This window comes from Paraburkholderia sp. SECH4 (assembly GCF_030511745.1).
GTDB classification, from domain to species: domain Bacteria; phylum Pseudomonadota; class Gammaproteobacteria; order Burkholderiales; family Burkholderiaceae; genus Paraburkholderia; species Paraburkholderia madseniana.
Genome location: NZ_JALOCP010000046.1, coordinates 43,527 through 59,900, shown reverse-complemented (window position 1 = coordinate 59,900; position 16,374 = coordinate 43,527). Strand labels below are relative to the sequence as shown.

The following is a 16,374-nucleotide window of genomic DNA, read 5'->3' as shown; positions in this document are numbered from 1 at the left end:
CGCCGCCGTCAACCTGGCGCCGCCAGATTTGAGCGGATCCCCAGCGCCATCGACAACGTGTCCTGAGCCGATGCGCGGCATCGACCCCGAGCCGGTTCCTGCGCCAGGCCCGCAACGACCCAAGCATTAAAACAGCAACGCACCACCCACGGAGAAAGAAGATGAACACCCACACCCTCGTCGTTCACATCCGCACCATGCAGGAAGCCACGCAAGGTATCAGCGCGCCACTCATCCAGTTCCACACGGGGGGGCTGCGTGTCAACGTCGACTTGCGGGGGCGCATCTCCAGCGCGCCCGGAATTCTGCGCTTTCGCCCCGATCTGCTTGAGGACGCCCATGCCACTGCCGCGAGCGCGCCTCGCTGTGTGGTCGACGTTGCCGAAGACTGTCGGCTCGCGTTCGTGCAGTTTCTGAAGGATTGCCCGGGAACGGCCGCGGACTTCACGGCATGTGTGCTGACAGCGACGCCCGACGTGCGGTCACAGGGCGCGACCATCGACGCCGCAAACGAACTGATGGCCGCCGGGATGGCACCCGCGCAGCTTCGCGTCATCCTTGCTGACGCTCCGCCCGATCAGCCCGCGGAAACGGCGTATGAAATCCTCGCCCAGTTCCGCGAGCAGCACGGAGCGCTCGGCCACTGGCGCATGGACGCAGTCCTGCGTGCCACGCCGGCGCTCGCGCGTTTGAAGCGCGATCACGCCCAGGTAGGCGATGTGCTCCACGGCAAGCGCGACTTTCAGGCCCGGCTCGAGGAGGCGCGTCGCGCCGGGGCAGAAGAAGGATCACTGCGCATGCTTATGCGGCAAGTCCTTTCGCAGCGCATGCTCCTGGGCATCGCGGACGAGATCAGCAATGCGCTGGACGCTCTTTCGTTGCCCCGCATTCCGTCTTCGGCCTGGCGCGAGGAAGCCGCACGTTTTGCAGCATCCCGGCCGGGCGGCCTCCTCTACGCCGGGGAAGGCAGCGCAGATCGCGTCCAGACGAGCATGAGTAACAGCGAAACCGCGCAGTCCATGTAGCGGGGCGTGGGTGGATGGAGCAGGGAACAGGGAACAGGTGCCGGGGCGGACAGACCAGTCTGCTTCCGGCAGACGCCGCTCAATCGCCGCCCGATCGCCGCTCAATCAGGGCCGGAGAGCGCGCATGTCAATGTCCTGAGCAATTCAATTCTGCAGCTGTTCGCCGGGGGCCCCGGCATGCGGTGCCCGGAGACGCGCCATAAAGCCGGGCGTCCTCGTACACAACCGTGGTCCAGCCACGGGATGGCTCAACTGCGCGGCGCAACCGCCAAGCGTCGCTCCGCCGCAGGGGTGCGCGCGGCCCGGCCATATCGTGGGCCATCTGCAAGCCCGGATGGTGGACGCCGGGCTTGCAGGCCCCGTCGGATAGGGAGTACGGGTTCAGGGCAGTCGTGTGAGCCTGTCACCCTGACTTCAGGCTGGCTCCCCAGATCCCTTGAGCAGTTCGACATGGTTGCCTGGCTGCCGGAGCGGGTTGATGCGTAGTGAGTGGCGCTGCCTGGATAGCGTCAAGCAGGAAGTCCGGTTTACCGACAAACATCTTGACCGGACGAAATCATTGTCGCCCCCTAGCCCGACGAGCCACGATCGCTCCGCGTGTCGGTCCAACCCACAACATGATCCTCCGGCGTGAGGCCTGATGCCAGAACGCGGGATGCGAATATCGATCTCGTTCGTTCTGCGGGTCTTACTGCGACAAAACCTCACGTTGTCCTTTTCAAGGATACGCGTGCCTGACAGCAAGCCCGCGTCGTCCAGCGTTCCGGTACCGTCGCAACGCGTCGGAAGGGCCTCGGCGTTGATTACAAGAGGCGGCGCAGTGGTACCTGCGCCGGGGGGGGGGGGGCGGCTCAGGTGGTCGCAATGCCCACTGCGCCTCCATCCGGGAGGTCGGCGGGCAACTTTTCAACCCTCGCGGGGACGCGCCCCCGCCTGGGGCAACGCTTCTCGCGAATTTTCAAGGAGAAGCTATGGAAGGAGCGCAGTTGATTCGATCAGCTGGTATGCGCATTCGCGATGTTGTGCGGAATGCGCATCGGTGGCATGATGGCGGGGATGATTCCGATCGGAGAAGCCCCATGGTCGCCACGTACGCCAGCGTCCCGAAGAAAGCCACCAATGTCTCCCTGGCAGAAGGTCTTTTGACCGAAGCCAAGGAGCTCGGAATCAACATTTCGCAAGCCGCCGAAGCCGGCCTGGCTAAGGCCGTATCCGAGGCACGGGCTGCTCGTTGGCAGGAGGAGAACGCGGAAGCAATCGCGTACTACAACGACTACATCGAAAAGAACGGGCTGCCCCTCGAAGCCTACAGGATGTTTTGATGGAACGATTCACTGTCTATCCACATCCGGATAATCGTGGATACCTGCTGAACATTCAGGCCGACTCGATGGGACACCTCGGTTCCAAAGTGGTGATCCCGTTGCTACAAGCGTCCGAATATCGGCTTCCCGCGTCCAGGCTCAATCCACAGTTCGAAATCCTGGGGAAGCAGTACGTATTGCTAACACAGTCGATGGGCGCCATGCCCGTCAAACTGCTCAAGCAAGCCGTCTGCAATCTTTCAGATCGAGCTCACGAAATAGTTGCTGCAATCGACGTTCTGTTCAACGGCGTCTAATGCCCGTAACCCACGCCCGCCGTGTGCACCCTATGGGGCACCGGCGGGTTTGTCTTTTGGTTCGCAGGTCCGCAGGTTTGCTGTCGAGCTCCGCGGATTTGACGGGGCAGGTCAGATGGTTCCGGATTGTGAATTTTCCTAGAACCTCAATGAATTCGGGGCTAGCAGCGATTCCGCTTGCTACCTGAAAACATCATCGGAATACAATCTCCAACCGTTACATGCAATAGCCTAGACTAAATCTGACAGTGGTTGGTTTTTGGCGCTGCTGCGCGCCACGGAAGCGACAAGCTGCCTGCTCTTCGCTATCTGTACTGGCAAACCCACTGTACTGGCAAACCCACGCGGGTTCATCGACTGCCAGCGCCAGTGATCGGCGCACATGCGCTCGATGCCGAACTCCGCGCGCCAGCCGATGATCCGCTCGGTCGCGGCCGGATCGGCAAGGCACGAAGCCACATCGCCCGGCCGGCGCGCCACGATCGCGTAAGGCACCGGTTTGCCCGACGCCTTCTCGAACGAGCGGACCACGTCCAGCACGCCATATCGTTGCCCCGTTCCAGGATTCACGACGAAACTCGCATCGCGCTCGACCCGCGCATCGGGCGCGGCCAGGTGTCCGCGCGCCAGATCCACCACGTGGATGTAATCGCGCACCCCGGTGTCATCCGGCGTCTCATGGTCACCACCGGACACCCGCAGCTTCTCCAGCTTGCCAACAGCAACCGGCGCCACATACGGCATCAGGTTGTCAGGAATCCCGGCCGGATCCTCCACAATCGACCCGCTCTCATGCGCGCGAACCGGATTGAAATAGTGCCGCGTCGCGATCTGCCAGGAAGCATCCGCCAGGACGCATCCGCCACTTCCAGATCACGCAGAACCTGCTCCGCAATCAGCGTCGACTGCCCATAAGGACTGGTGGCCGATAGCGGAAACGATTTATCGATCGGCGAGGTCTTCGGCACGCCCACGCCATACACCGTCGCCGATGAACTGAACACGAACTGCTTCACTCGGCGATCGCGCATCACGCCGGGCAGACTCTTACGAGCCCGATGCCTTCTCCGCCCGCCCATATGTGTCTTCGAATCGCACAATGTCGTCTTCGCCGAGATAGGCGCCGGATTGCACTTCGATTAATTCGAGCGGGATCTTGCCCGGGTTCTTCAGGCGGTGCGTGATTCCAAGTGGAATATAGGTCGACTGGTTCTCTGTCAGGATGATCTCGTTGTCACCGTTCGTGACGAGTGCCGTGCCCTTCACGACGACCCAGTGCTCGGCACGGTGATGATGCATTTGCAGGCTTAACTGCGCGCCAGGGCGGACCACGATGCGTTTCACCTGGAAACGATCGCCGCCGTCGATGCCTTCGTATGAGCCCCAGGGACGTGCCACACGACGATGCGTGACTGACTCGTGGCGGCCCGCCGCATTTAACTGGGCAACGATTTTCCTGACGTCCTGCACCTGGTCCCGATTGGCGACCAGTACCGCGTCAGCGGTCTCGATGATGACGACATTGTCGAGACCGATGGCGGCCACCAGTCGGTGCTCCGCGCGCACATATGAGTTGCTCATCGATTCGGTGAGGACGTCGCCGAGAAGTGAATTGCCCTGGGCATCGTGTTCTGCAATGTCAGCAAGCGCAGTCCACGAGCCGATATCGTTCCAACCGAGGTTCGTTGTGGCAATGACCGCTGCGCGTTTCGTTTTCTCCATCACGGCGTGGTCGATCGAAATGTTCGGGCAGGCGGCGAACGCCTTAGCGTCGAGACGCGTGAAGTCGTTGTCGAGCTGCGCCCCGTCGAGCGCAAGTTCTGCCTGTGCAGCGATTTCTGGCTCGTAAAGGCGCAGTTCTTCCATGAAGGTCGAAGCCCGCAGCATGAACATGCCGCTGTTCCAGAAGTAACCTCCTTCACGAAGGAAACGCTGCGCCGTGGTCTCATCCGGCTTTTCGACGAATGCGTCCACGGCGAACGCATGGGTGTCGCCGTCAAGCTGCGCACCCGCACGGATGTAGCCATAACCGGTGTGCGGCTCAGTGGGTGCAATGCCGAAGGTGACCAGATAACCGTCGTTGGCGATCTCAGCCGCGGCTTCGGCTGCCTCGACGAACGCCGCCTCGCCGGTAATGACGTGATCCGACGGCAGAACGAGCAGGATGGATTCCGCGGATTCGCGCATCGCTGCCAGCGCGGCAACCGCAATGGCAGGCGCGGTGTTACGGCTGACAGGCTCCAGTACGATCGATGCCGGTGCAATATCCACCTGTCGCAACTGTTCAGCGACCAGAAAGCGCTGGTCATTGTTCGTGACGACGATGGGAGCCGCAACGTTCCTGATGCCGCGCAGGCGCAATACAGTTTGTTGAACCAACGTGTTTTCGCCGGTCAACCTGAGGTACTGCTTCGGGTATCCGCCGCGCGACATCGGCCAAAGTCGGGTACCGCTTCCGCCGCAAAGAATCACTGGATGAATGTTCATGGTCTCACTTCCTCCCTCGGTTTTATTTTTGTAGATGCCCATCTTAGCGCAAGCATAAGACGAAGCATTGAGTCACGCCCGTGCTCAAGAATGGCGGCACGCCCCGTGCGCTTTGCCTGCCAACTGCAAGAGCGCGCCACCGCCGAGCTTCGATCGACTCAGGCGAAATCGAATCAGGCGAATCCGTGCGGATTCGCCGCCTGCCACCGCCAGTGATCCGCACACATCCTCTCGATCCCAAACTCCGCGCGCCAGCCGAGCACATCCAATGCCGCCGCCGGATCCGCAAAACACGAAGCCACATCACCCGGCCGCCGCGCCACGATTTCATAAGGCACAGGGCGCCCCGAAGCTTTCTCGAACGCCTTGACGACGTCGATCACGCTATACCCCTGCCCAGTCCCGAGATTCACGACAAAACTGGCATCGCGCTTAACCAGCGCATCCAGCGCCGCCAGATGCCCGCGCGCCAGGTCAACAACGTGGATATAGTCCCGCACTCCGGTGCCATCCGGCGTCTCATAGTCGCCACCGAACACCCGGAGCTTTTCCAGCTTGCCGACAGCAACCTGCGCCACATACGGCATCAGGTTATTCGGAATACCGGCCGGATCCTCCCCAATCAACCCGCTCTCATGCGCGCCAACCGGATTGAAATAGCGCAGCGTCGCGATCCGCCAGGACGCATCCGCCACTTCCAGATCACGCAGAACCTGCTCGGCGATCAGCTTCGACTGCCCATAAGGATTGGTCGCCGACAGCGGAAACGATTCATCGATCGGCGAGCTCTTCGGCACGCCATACACCGTTGCCGATGAACTGAACACGAACTGCTTCACATTGCGATCGCGCATCACGCCGAGCAGCGTCAGCAAACTGCCGACGTTATTGCTGTAGTACTCGATTGGCTTGGCGACCGATTCGCCCACCGCCTTCAGCGCGGCAAAGTGAATCGCGCCGGTGATCGGGTGTGCGTCGAAAATACGGTTGAGCGCCGCGTCGTCTCGTGCGTCGGCTTCGTAGAAGCTCACGACCTTGCCCGTGATTTTCTCCACGCGCCGCAACGATTCGCGGTTGCTGTTCACGAGATTGTCGATTACCACGACGTCGTAACCGCCGTTGAGCAGTTCGACACATGTGTGCGAGCCGATAAATCCTGCACCGCCCGTTACCAGAATCGTACCCTTCGTGGTCATGCTGTTGCTCCGTTAAAGTAAAACGCCCGTCATTTTCTGCACCAGGTCTTTATACGTTTCGACGACCACGCGTTCGTCGAATTCTTCCGCGACTTTCTGTCGGCCGCGTTCTGCCATTGCACGGCGCTCGGCGCCGCTCATGTCGAGCATCTGCGCCAGCTTCTCCGCGAGACTCGCGGCATTGCGCACTTCGCACAGCAATCCATTGACGCCGTCCGCCACCACTTCACGGCAGCCGGGCACATCCGTCGTAACAATCGGCCGGCCCATCGCCGATGCTTCCATCAGCGTGCGCGGCACGCCTTCGCGATATGAAGGCAGGACGACGCAATCCGCATCGGCGATGAAAGGCCGCACGTCGTGCGCTTCGCCAAGATACTCGATGATGCCTTCCTGCTCCCACGCGGTCACTTCTTCGCGTGTGATTGCGCTCGGATTGTCGACGCCAACCGGGCCGAGCAATTGGAACCGCGCCTGAGGATAACGTTCACGCAAGCGCCGCGCGGCTTCGACATATTCGGCCACGCCCTTGTCCCACAAGAGCCGCCCGATCAGCACGAACTTGAATTCCGTCCGCTCCGGCAGCGGCGTGAAGGCGAATTGCTCGAGATCGACGCCTTCGCCGTGCAGGAGACGCGCACGCTCAGGATGCACCAACAAATTCTGCTCGACAAACGCGGCCTGGTCGTCGCGATTCAAAAACCAGATTTCGCGCGGGAAGCGGAAGGCGAAACGGTACAGTTTCTTGGCGACTTGCGCTGCGCGGCTGTGCTGGATGAACACGTAACCGAGCCCGGTCGTCACCGCCACCGACTGCACGCCCGCCAGTTTCGCGGCGACCGAGCCGTAAATGTTCGGCTTGATCGTGTAGTGGAACACGACGTGCGGGCGGATGCTTCGATACAAACGATACAACGACAAAAGTGTGCGCAGGTCCTCGCGCGGACTGGTGCCTTTGGACGCCACCGGCAATTCGATGCAGCGGCAGCCCATCGCGGTGAGCAGCTCGAACGTGCGGTCGCGCGGCGCGAGCACCGTCACGTCGACGCCGCGCCCAACCAGCGTGCGGATCAGCCCTTGCCGGTACGTATAGATTGCCCAGGCGGTGTTACAGACGAGTGTAATGCGCAGCGCGGGAGTCGATTTCAAGGCAGGCTTCATGCGGGAACGGGCTCGACGGTGAATGACAGGGTGAATGACGGCATAACGGAATCAATGGCCCGCACGCGGCGCGAGCAGCGTGCGTTTGACCCGCTGCAATGCGCGGTAAGGCGTCACGAAGTGCAGCAGATTTTTGGCGAGACCCAGCCAGTCGTACAGATTGGTGACGTTGAAGTAGCGCAGTTGCAGCCCCAGCGTCGAGCTGACCTGGCGGCGCCGTTTGGTCGCGCTGATGCCGCCTTCGTTCAGCTCGTAGTAGAGCCCGAGTTCCGGCAGGTTCGCGCAGTCGTAGCGCGCCATCAGGCGCACGAACAGATCGAGGTCTTCGGCGGAAGGATACGCAGCGCGATAGTTGCCGACCGCGCGCACTGCGTCGATGCGCAGCATCATCGAAGGATGCGCGAGGCATGAACGGAAGAAGCGCAGACGCCGGATCTCGTTCGGTTCGGCGGGCGGCGTCAGCATGAAAAGCGGCTTGCCTTCACGCGTAACGACCTGCGTCCACATGCCGAGGCCGGCCACTTGCGGATGCAATTCCATGAACATGCGTTGTTTGGCCAGGCGCTGCGGCACGCTGCGGTCGCCCGCGTCGATGCGTGCTGCGTAGCGAAAGCCGCGCTGCGCAAGGGCGTCGATGCCGGTTTGCAGCGCGCGCTCGATGCCGCCGTTCTGCGCCATGCGCAGCACTTCGATCTTCATGTTGGCGATCGCCGGCGCGACGATCGGCGGCGTGCTGCCGTCGTCGACGATCAGTACGTGGATCAGCGCGCTTTCGCTGAACGAGGCCAGCGTGAGATCGACGTCGGCCTGACCGTTGTACGCGGGCATCAGGACGGCGACGTCGTCGAGAGAAATCTGCGCGGCGGATGAATTCGTCATGGGCGCAATTTGAAACGAATGTAATAAAGATTAACTGACGCGGCGGCGAGATAACCGGCCGCGAGGCCGACCAGCGCACCGTAAGCGCCAAGCCGCGGAATCGCCAGCAGATTGACCACGAACGCAACGGCCAGCGCCAGCAGCCACTTCGAGAGCAACACGAATTTGGCCTGATATTTCAGCACGATCAGATTGCCGATCGCTTCGATGCCGGCCGGCACGGAAAGCCATACGGCCCAGCGGAAAATCTCGATGGCGCCTTCGAAGTCCGGTCCGAACACGCGGCGAATGATGAAGCCCGCCAGCAGATCCAGCACGATCGCGCCGCTTACCATCAGCGCGGCGGTCATGGCGGTCAGCCGCCACACGTTGCGGCGCAATTGCGCGGCATCCTGTACGCGGTAGACAAAGGCGGGCGCAATCGTCTGCGCAAGCATCAGCGCGAGCGTGATCCAGTTTTCGTTCAGTTGCTGCGCGGCGGAATAGCGCCCGAGATCAGCGAAGGAAATCGCCCGCTCGAGCATCAGTCGGTCCAGTTTCAGGAACAGATACATACAGATCAGCCCGATCCAGAACACCGTGCCCGCGGTCGCGAAGTGCTTGAAGAGCGAACGATCGAGGTGCCAGCCGAGCTTGCCGCCATGCCGGCCGGTGTAATAGATCAGCAGAACCGCGCCAATGGCCGCCGATTCGACCGCCCACAGCCAGCCAAAGCGCGCGGGCGTTGCCATTGCGCGCACCATCAGATAGGCGACACCGGCCTTCAGCACCGCGGTGCTCATGCTGGTGAGCAACTGCGGCTTGCTGTACGTCATGCTTTGCAGCCACGCATTGATCACGCCAACGAACGGTTCGCGAAACAGCATCGTCACCGCGAGGCCGGCGAGCATGGCGCCCACCAGCGGGTCGAAAAAGTGCAGCGCGATGCCGAGCCACGTGAGCAGCAGCGCCGCCACGGAAACCGAAAAGCGCAGCGCGAAGGCGCTGCCGAGCACCGTGCCCAGTTGACTTGGCGGCCGGCCGACGATGGTGGGAACCAGAATTTCCGCCCCGCACACCCAGGTGATCGGCGACAGCACCAGCAGCAGCGTGTTCGCGTACTGCCATTTACCGAAGGTGTCAGGTCCGAAGTAGCGCGCCAGCATGCCGCTGATCGCGATCGCCACGCCGATCTGCGTGAGCCGCTCCAGCCCGAGCCAGACGATGTTGGTGAAGGCGCGCGTGACGTCGGGATTGGCGAAGCGTTTGAGCGTCAGCATCCGGTGGACACTCGCCTGTGCGGTTGCACGCGTTGTAGGTGTTGCAGGTGTTGTGCGGGGGACGCAACGTGCGCCAGGGCGCAATGTGTAACAGCCCACCTGGCCGACTGTCGCGGCAACATTGCAAAAGCAGGGCGTCTAAGCATTAGAATGGATGTCTATTAGGGCATGTCCGAAAGGCGCAATTATAAGTTGGAACCGGATCGCTTCCGGCAAGGGCGCATCGCTCGGTTTAGCAGGTAGTTTTACCGATCTCTCGGCAATACGCCGGTCAAATTTTTCCATTGCACGCAAGTGAGCCAACATGATCTCCAAATCTATTTTCAAGGCATATGACATTCGCGGTGTGATCGGCAAGACGCTCGACACTGACGCAGCGCGTTCGATCGGTCTCGCTTTTGGCAGCGAAGTGCGGGCGCAAGGCGGCGACGCCGTGGTGGTGGCGCGTGACGGCCGCCTGTCGGGTCCCGATCTGATCCAGGCGCTATCGGACGGTCTGCGTGCAGCCGGCGTCGACGTGGTCAACGTCGGCATGGTGCCGACACCGGTCGGCTACTTCGCGGCCAGCGTGCCGTTGAAGCTCGACGGCGGCGAGCGCCGCGTCGATTCGTGCATCGTCGTGACGGGCAGCCACAATCCGCCTGACTACAACGGCTTCAAGATGGTCCTGCGCGGCGCGGCCATTTACGGCGAGCAGATCCTCGCGCTGCATCAGCGCATCGTCGACGAAAACTTTTCTGCAGGCAGCGGCACGTACACCGAGTACGACATCGCCGATGCGTATCTGGATCGCATCACCAGCGACGTCAAGCTCGCGCGCCCGATCAAGATCGTGGTCGATACCGGCAACGGTGTGGCTGGTGGCCTGGCGCCCAAGCTCTTCAAGAAGCTCGGTTGCGAGCTGGTGGAACTGTTCACCGAAATCGACGGCAACTTCCCGAACCATCACCCGGACCCGGCTCACCCGGAAAACCTCCAGGACGTGATCCGCGCGCTGAAGGAAACGGACGCTGAAATCGGTTTCGCATTCGACGGCGACGGCGACCGTCTCGGCGTCGTCACCAAAGACGGCCAGATCATCTATCCGGACCGCCAGCTGATGCTGTTCGCCGAAGAAGTGCTGTCGCGCAACAAGGGCGCGCAGATCATTTACGACGTGAAGTGCACGCGCAATCTGGGCAAGTGGATCAAGGAGAAGGGCGGCGAACCGCTGATGTGGAAGACCGGCCACTCGCTGGTCAAGGCGAAGCTGCGCGAAACCGGCGCGCCGCTGGCGGGCGAAATGAGCGGCCACGTGTTCTTCAAGGACCGCTGGTACGGTTTCGACGACGGCCTGTACACGGGCGCGCGGCTGCTGGAAATCCTGACGCGTGTGGCAGATCCGAGCAAGCTGTTGAACTCGCTGCCGAACTCGAATTCCACGCCGGAACTGCAATTGAAGCTCGAAGAAGGCGAAAACTTCGAACTGATCGCGCGTTTGCAGCAAAACGCGAAGTTCACCGGCGCGGACGACGTTGTGAAGATCGACGGCTTGCGTGTCGAGTATCCGGACGGCTTCGGTCTGGCGCGTTCGTCGAACACCACGCCGGTGGTGGTCATGCGCTTCGAAGCCGATAGCGACGCAGCGCTCAAGCGCATCCAGGAAGACTTCCGCCGCGTAATCATGGCGGAGAAGCCGGACGCGAAGCTGCCGTTCTAAAAGCTCCAGCGGCGGCGCGGTTCTTCGTGAACCGCGGTTGCTGTCGAACGCGGCGCGGGTTTCACTTACCGCGCCGCGTTTTTTCATGCCATTTACCGGTGTCGCGATAGAATTGCCGTCCTTTCATAGCATCTTCGGGCCGGATAGCCGGTTTTCCCACACTTGAGCGTGCAAAAGATACTAATCGTGAGGGTGTCGTCATTGGGCGACGTCGTTCACAACATGCCGGTGATCGCCGACATCCGACGCCGCCATCCCGAGGCCCAGATCGACTGGCTCGTCGAAGAAAGCTTCGTGGGGCTCGTGGAACTCGTCAGCGGCGTGCGGCGGGCGATTCCCGTGTCGCTGCGGCGCTGGCGCAAGCGCATCCTCTCGGTCGACAACTGGCGCGAGATCAGCGCGTTTCGCCGCGCGCTCGCCGCCGAGAACTACGACCTCGTGATCGACTGCCAGGGGCTCATCAAGACCGCGTGGGTCGCGAGCATGGCGCGCGGGCCGCTGGTCGGCCTCGCGAACCGTACCGACGGCGCGGGCTTCGAATGGCCGGTGCGCTTCTTCTACGACAAGCGCGTGCTGATCGAGCCGCGCACCCATGTCGTCGAGCGTACGCGCCAACTGGTGGCCGCGGCGCTGGACGACCCGCAGCCGCACCCCACCGACGAGATCGACTTCGGCATCGACACCGGGCGCGCGGCGCTGGCTTTGTCGGAGGCGAATCTGAATCTGCCGGTGCCTTACGTGGTGTTCGTGCACGCCACCTCGCGCGCCGACAAGCAGTGGCCCGATACCGCGTGGATCGAACTTGGGCAGTCTTTGGTGCGGCGCGGCGCGTCGATCGTCCTGCCCTGGGGCAGCGAGGAAGAGCGCGTCACCAGCGAGCGTCTGGCGAAGGAATTCGGCGGTGCGGCGATCGTGCCGCCCAAGCTGTCATTGCCGGCGGTGGTCGGCCTGATCGAAGGCGCTGCCGCGACAGTCGGCGTTGACACAGGTCTAGTTCACATTGCAGCGGCGCTGAAGCGGCCGACAGTCGAGTTGTACAATTTCGCCACCGCGTGGCGCACTGGCGGCTACTGGTCGCCGAACGTCGTCAATCTCGGCACGGCCGGCAAGCCGCCCACGCTGCAGGAAGTGAAGTCCGCGCTGGCCGGTTTCGGCCTACTCTAATGCTGTAGCGCTGTAATGCGGTGTGCTTCGCCTTACGCTCCATCCGTTTTCAAGGGCGACCATGAACGAAACCCAGATCATCGAAGTAGCGAACGCCGACTGGCACGGACGCAATCTGTCCGTGCCGCGCGAGATGCTGCTGGCCGGCGTCGAACGCGGCAAGGTGCTGTACTTCCCGAACCTGAACTTTGCCATCGAAGGCGGCGAACAGGCCTTGCTCGATCCCGCATTGGCCGATCCGAATCGCAAGAACATCAGTCTTGAGCCGAATGGCGGCGCGCTGCATGGCGTGGCCGGCGATGCGGTCACGCAATCGGCCGTGCGCGCGTTGATCGCGCGTTATCAGGCCAATGCGCGCACGCTGGTCGATGGGCTCTTTCCTGAATACAACAGCAGGTTGCGCGTCGCGCCGACGAGCCTGCGGCTGCATCAGGTGGAAGGGCGCGAGACGTCCTGGCGTAAGGACGACAGCCGTCTGCATGTCGATGCCTTTCCGTCGCGGCCGAATTACGGCGAGCGCATTTTGCGCGTGTTCACCAACGTGAATCCGCATGGCGCGCCGCGGGTGTGGCGCGTCGGCGAACCGTTCGAGGATATGGCCAAGCGCTTTCTGCCGCGCATCAAACCTCAGATGCCCGGCTCGGCGTGGCTGTTGAATCTGCTGCATGTGACCAAATCGCCGCGTAGCGAATACGACCATTTGATGCTGAATCTGCACGACGGCATGAAGGCCGATCTCGAGTATCAGAAGTCGAGCCCGCAGGAGACCATGCCGTTTCCGCCGGGCAGCGTCTGGGTGTGTTTCTCCGACCAGACTTCGCATGCGGTGATGTCCGGCCAGTTCATGCTGGAGCAGACCTTCTTCCTGCCGGTCAAGGCGATGGCGCAGCCGGACTGCGCACCGCTCGGCATTCTCGAGCGCCTGAAGGGCAGGGCTCTCGTTTGAGCGCCGCTGTCTGTTTCGATCGTGCGGTGAAACGCGCGCTTGCATTCGGATTCACGCTCGGGCGTGCGGAGTCCCGATGCTGAGGGCGATTTATAACGCGCTCTGGTGGATCGTCGCGCCGCTTGCCGTGCTGCGCTTGCTGATTCGTTCGCGCAAGGAGCGTGGCTATCGTGAGCATATCGCCGAGCGGTTCGGTTACTCGCGCGGTCGGCTGCCGGAAGACAATGCACCGCTGATCTGGGTGCATGCGGTGTCGGTGGGCGAGACGCGTGCTGCGCAACCGCTGATCGATGCGTTGATGAAGGCGCGTCCCGACGCGCGAATTCTTTTGACGCATATGACGCCGAGTGGCCGTGCCACCGGTGAGCAGATTTTCGGCGACCGTGTATTGCGCAGCTATCTGCCTTACGACATGCCGCGTGTGGTGCGGCGGTTTTTGCGGGCGTGGCGGCCGTCGCTTGGACTGGTAATGGAAACTGAAGTGTGGCCCACGTTGATCGACGAATGTCGTCGCGCGGATGTGCCGCTGGTGCTGACCAATGCGCGGATGTCGGCGCGCTCGTATAAGCGCGCGGCCAAGTTCGGCCATGCGACCAAAGACGTATTTGGTGGATTTGCGCGAGTGCTGGCGCAGAGTCCGTCGGATGCGGAGCGGCTTACTGCACTCGGTGCACGTAATGTCGCGGTGCTTGGGAATTTGAAGTTCGATATGAGCACGCCACCGGAATTGGCGGCGCGTGGTCATGCATGGCGTGCGGCGATCGGCACGCGGCCTGTGTGGGTTGCGGCGAGTACGCGTGAAGGCGAAGAGGAACTGGTGCTGCAGGCGTTCGCGGCGCTGGGTACCGAGGAGGCGTTGCTAATTCTGGTGCCGCGTCATCCGCAACGGTTTAATGAAGTGGCGGGGCTGGTCGAGAAGGCTGGTTTGCGTCTTGAGCGGCGTTCGATATGGGCGCCTGCTGCGACGGTGGCGTCGGGTGCTGCTTCAACTGTAGGCGGTGGTGTGCCTGTTTTGCCTTCTGACGTCAACGTGCTGCTCGGCGATTCGATGGGCGAGTTGGGCGCTTACTTTGCGGCTTCGGATCTGGCGTTTATCGGCGGGAGTTTGCTGCCGCTGGGCGGGCAGAATCTGATCGAGGCATGCGCGGTTGGGGTGCCGGTGCTGATCGGGCCGCATGTGTTCAACTTCACGCAAGCGACTGCGGATGCGGTCGCGGCGGGTGCGGCGGTGCAGGTGCAAGATCCGGCTGATCTGGCGCGGGCGTTGCGCGAGCTCTTCGGCGATAAGGCAAGGCGGCTGGCGATGGGCGGTGCAGCTTCGGCGTTTGCCGCGCGCCATCGTGGCGCGACGGCGCGGACTGTTGATGTGTTGATGGCGGTGTTGCCGGAGTAGTCGTTCGAGCGCCGCTAAGGCGGTGCTTGCGTTATCGCTTCGCGCGCCGATAAATCGTATATTCTGCCAACACTGGGCTTAAGCGCTGACGGTCCTGTGATCCAAACTGCCTTTTCCAATTTGCCATGACGCTTTTCACCGACCTCGGCTTTCAATGGGATCGCGCCGCGATCCCGCAAGACTTGCCGACCCATTCCATTAAACGGGTGTGCTTTCGCTTTCATCGGATGCTGCCGGAATTCGTGTGGGATGCGAGCGTGCTTGAAGGCAATCCGTTCACGTTTCCCGAGGTAAAGACGCTGCTCGACGGCGTAACGGTTGGCGGGCGGAAGATTTCTGATCAGGAGCAGGTCCTGAATCTGGCGGAAAGTTCGAAGCATTTGCTTGCGATCGTACAAAACGGTCGGTTTGCTCTCGACAAGGCCACGTTTTGCGACCTGCATCGGCTTGTTGCACGCAATGAGGCCCTCGAGTGGGGTATGTTCCGCGGCGAAGGAGAGGAAACGCGATACACGCCGGATGTGGCGTTAGGTGAAGCAGGGCGGCACACACCGCTACCGACCTTGCCTGGTGCTCCTGAACTCAACCGGGTTTTTGCCACTGGCACGCGCTCGCTGACCGATCAGGTTTCGAATGCCTTTGAGCGGGGTTGCGCTTTCTTCCTGTTCGGCGCGTTGCAGCAGTTCTTCTTCGACGGCAACAAACGCACGTCACGTTTCATGATGAACGGCGTATTGATGTCGAATGGTATCGACGCCATTAGTGTCCCAGCGCAGCGTGCCGGCGACTTCAATGAGAAGATGGTGCGATTTTATCTGTCGAAAGACGCGACGGAGATGATGGCATTCCTGCTTGAATGCCATCCGGGTGAATGAGGCTTTAAGCCTTCAACAACCCCTTCTTCTCGATAAATTTCACCACCACATCCAGTCCGTCGAGTGCCTTCAGATTGCACATCACGTAGGGACGCTCGCCGCGCATCTTCTTCGCGTCTGAAGCCATCACCTCCAGATTCGCGCCAACCATCGGTGCGAGGTCCGTCTTGTTGATCACCAGCAGATCCGATTTCGTAATGCCTGGGCCGCCTTTGCGCGGAATCTTCTCGCCGCCTGCTACGTCGATCACGTAGATCGTCAGGTCTGACAGTTCTGGACTGAAGGTCGCCGCGAGGTTGTCGCCGCCCGATTCGATGAACACGATGTCTGCATCGGGAAAACGCGTCAGCATGCGGTCGACGGCTTCGAGGTTGATCGACGCGTCTTCGCGAATCGCCGTGTGCGGGCAGCCACCCGTTTCCACGCCCATGATTCGTTCTGCGGGCAATGCGCCCGCTACGGTCAACAGACGCTGATCTTCCTTCGTATAGATGTCGTTGGTGATCGCGACGAGGTCATACTGTTCGCGCATCGCCTTGCAGAGCATTTCGAGCAACGTTGTCTTGCCCGAACCGACCGGGCCGCCGACGCCCACGCGCAGCGGCGGCAGTTTCTTCGTGCGGACAGGCGAGTGAGCGGGGTGATGAGGTGCGTTCATGATGGATTTGT

15 protein-coding genes and 1 pseudogene are annotated in these 16,374 nt (G+C 61.7%); 8 read left to right on the top strand and 8 right to left on the bottom strand.

Annotated features, from left to right (window positions below):
- The first annotated feature begins 161 nt into the window (after nucleotides 1–161).
- From M0D67_RS36680 to M0D67_RS36670, 3 genes are all read left to right on the top strand, one after another.
- On the top strand, nucleotides 162–1,025 hold the full coding sequence (locus M0D67_RS36680; RefSeq protein WP_266242037.1) for a hypothetical protein: 864 nt from the start codon (nucleotides 162–164) through the stop codon (nucleotides 1,023–1,025).
- Nucleotides 1,026–2,104: 1,079 nt separating this feature from the next.
- Nucleotides 2,105–2,347 carry a type II toxin-antitoxin system CcdA family antitoxin gene (locus M0D67_RS36675; RefSeq protein WP_054043691.1) on the top strand — a complete coding sequence of 81 codons (243 nt, stop codon included), beginning with the start codon at nucleotides 2,105–2,107 and terminating at the stop codon, nucleotides 2,345–2,347.
- Nucleotides 2,347–2,646: a CcdB family protein gene (locus M0D67_RS36670; RefSeq protein WP_266242034.1), complete on the top strand. Its 300-nt coding sequence runs from the start codon at nucleotides 2,347–2,349 to the stop codon at nucleotides 2,644–2,646. The genes M0D67_RS36675 and M0D67_RS36670 overlap by 1 nt, the downstream gene beginning before the upstream one ends.
- A 336-nt stretch (nucleotides 2,647–2,982) precedes the next feature.
- Here the strand turns inward: M0D67_RS36670 and M0D67_RS36665 are convergent.
- From M0D67_RS36665 to M0D67_RS36640, 6 genes and pseudogenes are all read right to left on the bottom strand, one after another.
- Nucleotides 2,983–3,680: pseudogene (locus M0D67_RS36665) on the bottom strand (GDP-mannose 4,6-dehydratase); the annotation flags it as partial.
- A 13-nt stretch (nucleotides 3,681–3,693) separates the two neighbouring features.
- A complete protein-coding gene (locus M0D67_RS36660; RefSeq protein ID WP_266242032.1) occupies nucleotides 3,694–5,133 on the bottom strand; it encodes a mannose-1-phosphate guanylyltransferase/mannose-6-phosphate isomerase in 1,440 nt (479 codons plus the stop codon).
- A gap of 173 nt (nucleotides 5,134–5,306) precedes the next feature.
- A complete protein-coding gene (galE, locus tag M0D67_RS36655) occupies nucleotides 5,307–6,329 on the bottom strand; it encodes a UDP-glucose 4-epimerase GalE (protein WP_266242030.1) in 1,023 nt (340 codons plus the stop codon).
- 12 nt (nucleotides 6,330–6,341) lie between these two features.
- Nucleotides 6,342–7,490 carry a glycosyltransferase family 4 protein gene (locus M0D67_RS36650; RefSeq protein WP_266242028.1) on the bottom strand — a complete coding sequence of 383 codons (1,149 nt, stop codon included), beginning with the start codon at nucleotides 7,488–7,490 and terminating at the stop codon, nucleotides 6,342–6,344.
- A 51-nt stretch (nucleotides 7,491–7,541) separates the two neighbouring features.
- Nucleotides 7,542–8,369, bottom strand: coding sequence for a glycosyltransferase (locus M0D67_RS36645; protein WP_266242026.1), 828 nt, complete (start codon nucleotides 8,367–8,369; stop codon nucleotides 7,542–7,544).
- The gene (locus M0D67_RS36640; RefSeq protein WP_266242024.1) at nucleotides 8,366–9,628 is read right to left on the bottom strand and encodes an oligosaccharide flippase family protein; all 1,263 of its coding nucleotides are present in this window, start codon (nucleotides 9,626–9,628) and stop codon (nucleotides 8,366–8,368) included. Before M0D67_RS36640 ends, M0D67_RS36645 begins: the two co-directional genes overlap by 4 nt.
- Nucleotides 9,629–9,932: 304 nt before the next feature.
- Here M0D67_RS36640 and M0D67_RS36635 point away from each other — a divergent pair, with 304 nt between their 5' ends.
- The 4 genes from M0D67_RS36635 (at nucleotide 9,933) to waaA (ending at nucleotide 14,830) form a co-directional block, all read left to right on the top strand.
- Nucleotides 9,933–11,327, top strand: a complete 1,395-nt coding sequence (locus tag M0D67_RS36635; protein ID WP_211705756.1) for a phosphomannomutase/phosphoglucomutase — start codon at nucleotides 9,933–9,935, stop codon at nucleotides 11,325–11,327.
- Nucleotides 11,328–11,489: 162 nt separating this feature from the next.
- Nucleotides 11,490–12,491 carry a lipopolysaccharide heptosyltransferase I gene (waaC, locus tag M0D67_RS36630; RefSeq protein WP_266242022.1) on the top strand — a complete coding sequence of 334 codons (1,002 nt, stop codon included), beginning with the start codon at nucleotides 11,490–11,492 and terminating at the stop codon, nucleotides 12,489–12,491.
- A 61-nt stretch (nucleotides 12,492–12,552) separates the two neighbouring features.
- The gene (locus M0D67_RS36625; RefSeq protein WP_266242020.1) at nucleotides 12,553–13,437 is read left to right on the top strand and encodes a Kdo hydroxylase family protein; all 885 of its coding nucleotides are present in this window, start codon (nucleotides 12,553–12,555) and stop codon (nucleotides 13,435–13,437) included.
- Between the two features lie 76 nt (nucleotides 13,438–13,513).
- Nucleotides 13,514–14,830 (top strand): lipid IV(A) 3-deoxy-D-manno-octulosonic acid transferase, encoded by a 1,317-nt coding sequence (waaA, locus tag M0D67_RS36620; RefSeq protein WP_266242018.1) that lies wholly within the window; start codon nucleotides 13,514–13,516, stop codon nucleotides 14,828–14,830.
- A gap of 14 nt (nucleotides 14,831–14,844) precedes the next feature.
- Here waaA and M0D67_RS36615 read toward each other — a convergent pair whose 3' ends face one another.
- The gene (locus M0D67_RS36615; protein ID WP_266242016.1) at nucleotides 14,845–15,273 is read right to left on the bottom strand and encodes a hypothetical protein; all 429 of its coding nucleotides are present in this window, start codon (nucleotides 15,271–15,273) and stop codon (nucleotides 14,845–14,847) included.
- A 36-nt stretch (nucleotides 15,274–15,309) separates the two neighbouring features.
- Between M0D67_RS36615 and M0D67_RS36610 the strand changes: the two genes are divergently transcribed.
- Nucleotides 15,310–15,705, top strand: coding sequence for a hypothetical protein (locus tag M0D67_RS36610; protein WP_266242014.1), 396 nt, complete (start codon nucleotides 15,310–15,312; stop codon nucleotides 15,703–15,705).
- A 4-nt stretch (nucleotides 15,706–15,709) separates the two neighbouring features.
- Here the strand turns inward: M0D67_RS36610 and ureG are convergent, their stop codons facing one another.
- Nucleotides 15,710–16,363, bottom strand: coding sequence for an urease accessory protein UreG (gene ureG, locus M0D67_RS36605; protein ID WP_266242012.1), 654 nt, complete (start codon nucleotides 16,361–16,363; stop codon nucleotides 15,710–15,712).
- Between the last annotated feature and the right edge of the window lie 11 nt (nucleotides 16,364–16,374).

Bases quoted from the DNA above. Each gene is read 5' to 3' on its own strand.
- M0D67_RS36680 (WP_266242037.1), top strand. From the start codon at position 162: ATGAACACCCACACCCTCGTCGTTCACATCCGCACCATGCAGGAAGCC.
- M0D67_RS36675 (WP_054043691.1), top strand. From the start codon at position 2,105: ATGGTCGCCACGTACGCCAGCGTCCCGAAGAAAGCCACCAATGTCTCC.
- M0D67_RS36670 (WP_266242034.1), top strand. From the start codon at position 2,347: ATGGAACGATTCACTGTCTATCCACATCCGGATAATCGTGGATACCTG.
- M0D67_RS36660 (WP_266242032.1), bottom strand. From the start codon at position 5,133: ATGAACATTCATCCAGTGATTCTTTGCGGCGGAAGCGGTACCCGACTT.
- galE (WP_266242030.1), bottom strand. From the start codon at position 6,329: ATGACCACGAAGGGTACGATTCTGGTAACGGGCGGTGCAGGATTTATC.
- M0D67_RS36650 (WP_266242028.1), bottom strand. From the start codon at position 7,490: ATGAAGCCTGCCTTGAAATCGACTCCCGCGCTGCGCATTACACTCGTC.
- M0D67_RS36645 (WP_266242026.1), bottom strand. From the start codon at position 8,369: ATGACGAATTCATCCGCCGCGCAGATTTCTCTCGACGACGTCGCCGTC.
- M0D67_RS36640 (WP_266242024.1), bottom strand. From the start codon at position 9,628: ATGCTGACGCTCAAACGCTTCGCCAATCCCGACGTCACGCGCGCCTTC.
- M0D67_RS36635 (WP_211705756.1), top strand. From the start codon at position 9,933: ATGATCTCCAAATCTATTTTCAAGGCATATGACATTCGCGGTGTGATC.
- M0D67_RS36625 (WP_266242020.1), top strand. From the start codon at position 12,553: ATGAACGAAACCCAGATCATCGAAGTAGCGAACGCCGACTGGCACGGA.
- waaA (WP_266242018.1), top strand. From the start codon at position 13,514: ATGCTGAGGGCGATTTATAACGCGCTCTGGTGGATCGTCGCGCCGCTT.
- M0D67_RS36615 (WP_266242016.1), bottom strand. From the start codon at position 15,273: ATGCAGGTCGCAAAACGTGGCCTTGTCGAGAGCAAACCGACCGTTTTG.
- M0D67_RS36610 (WP_266242014.1), top strand. From the start codon at position 15,310: ATGTTCCGCGGCGAAGGAGAGGAAACGCGATACACGCCGGATGTGGCG.
- ureG (WP_266242012.1), bottom strand. From the start codon at position 16,363: ATGAACGCACCTCATCACCCCGCTCACTCGCCTGTCCGCACGAAGAAA.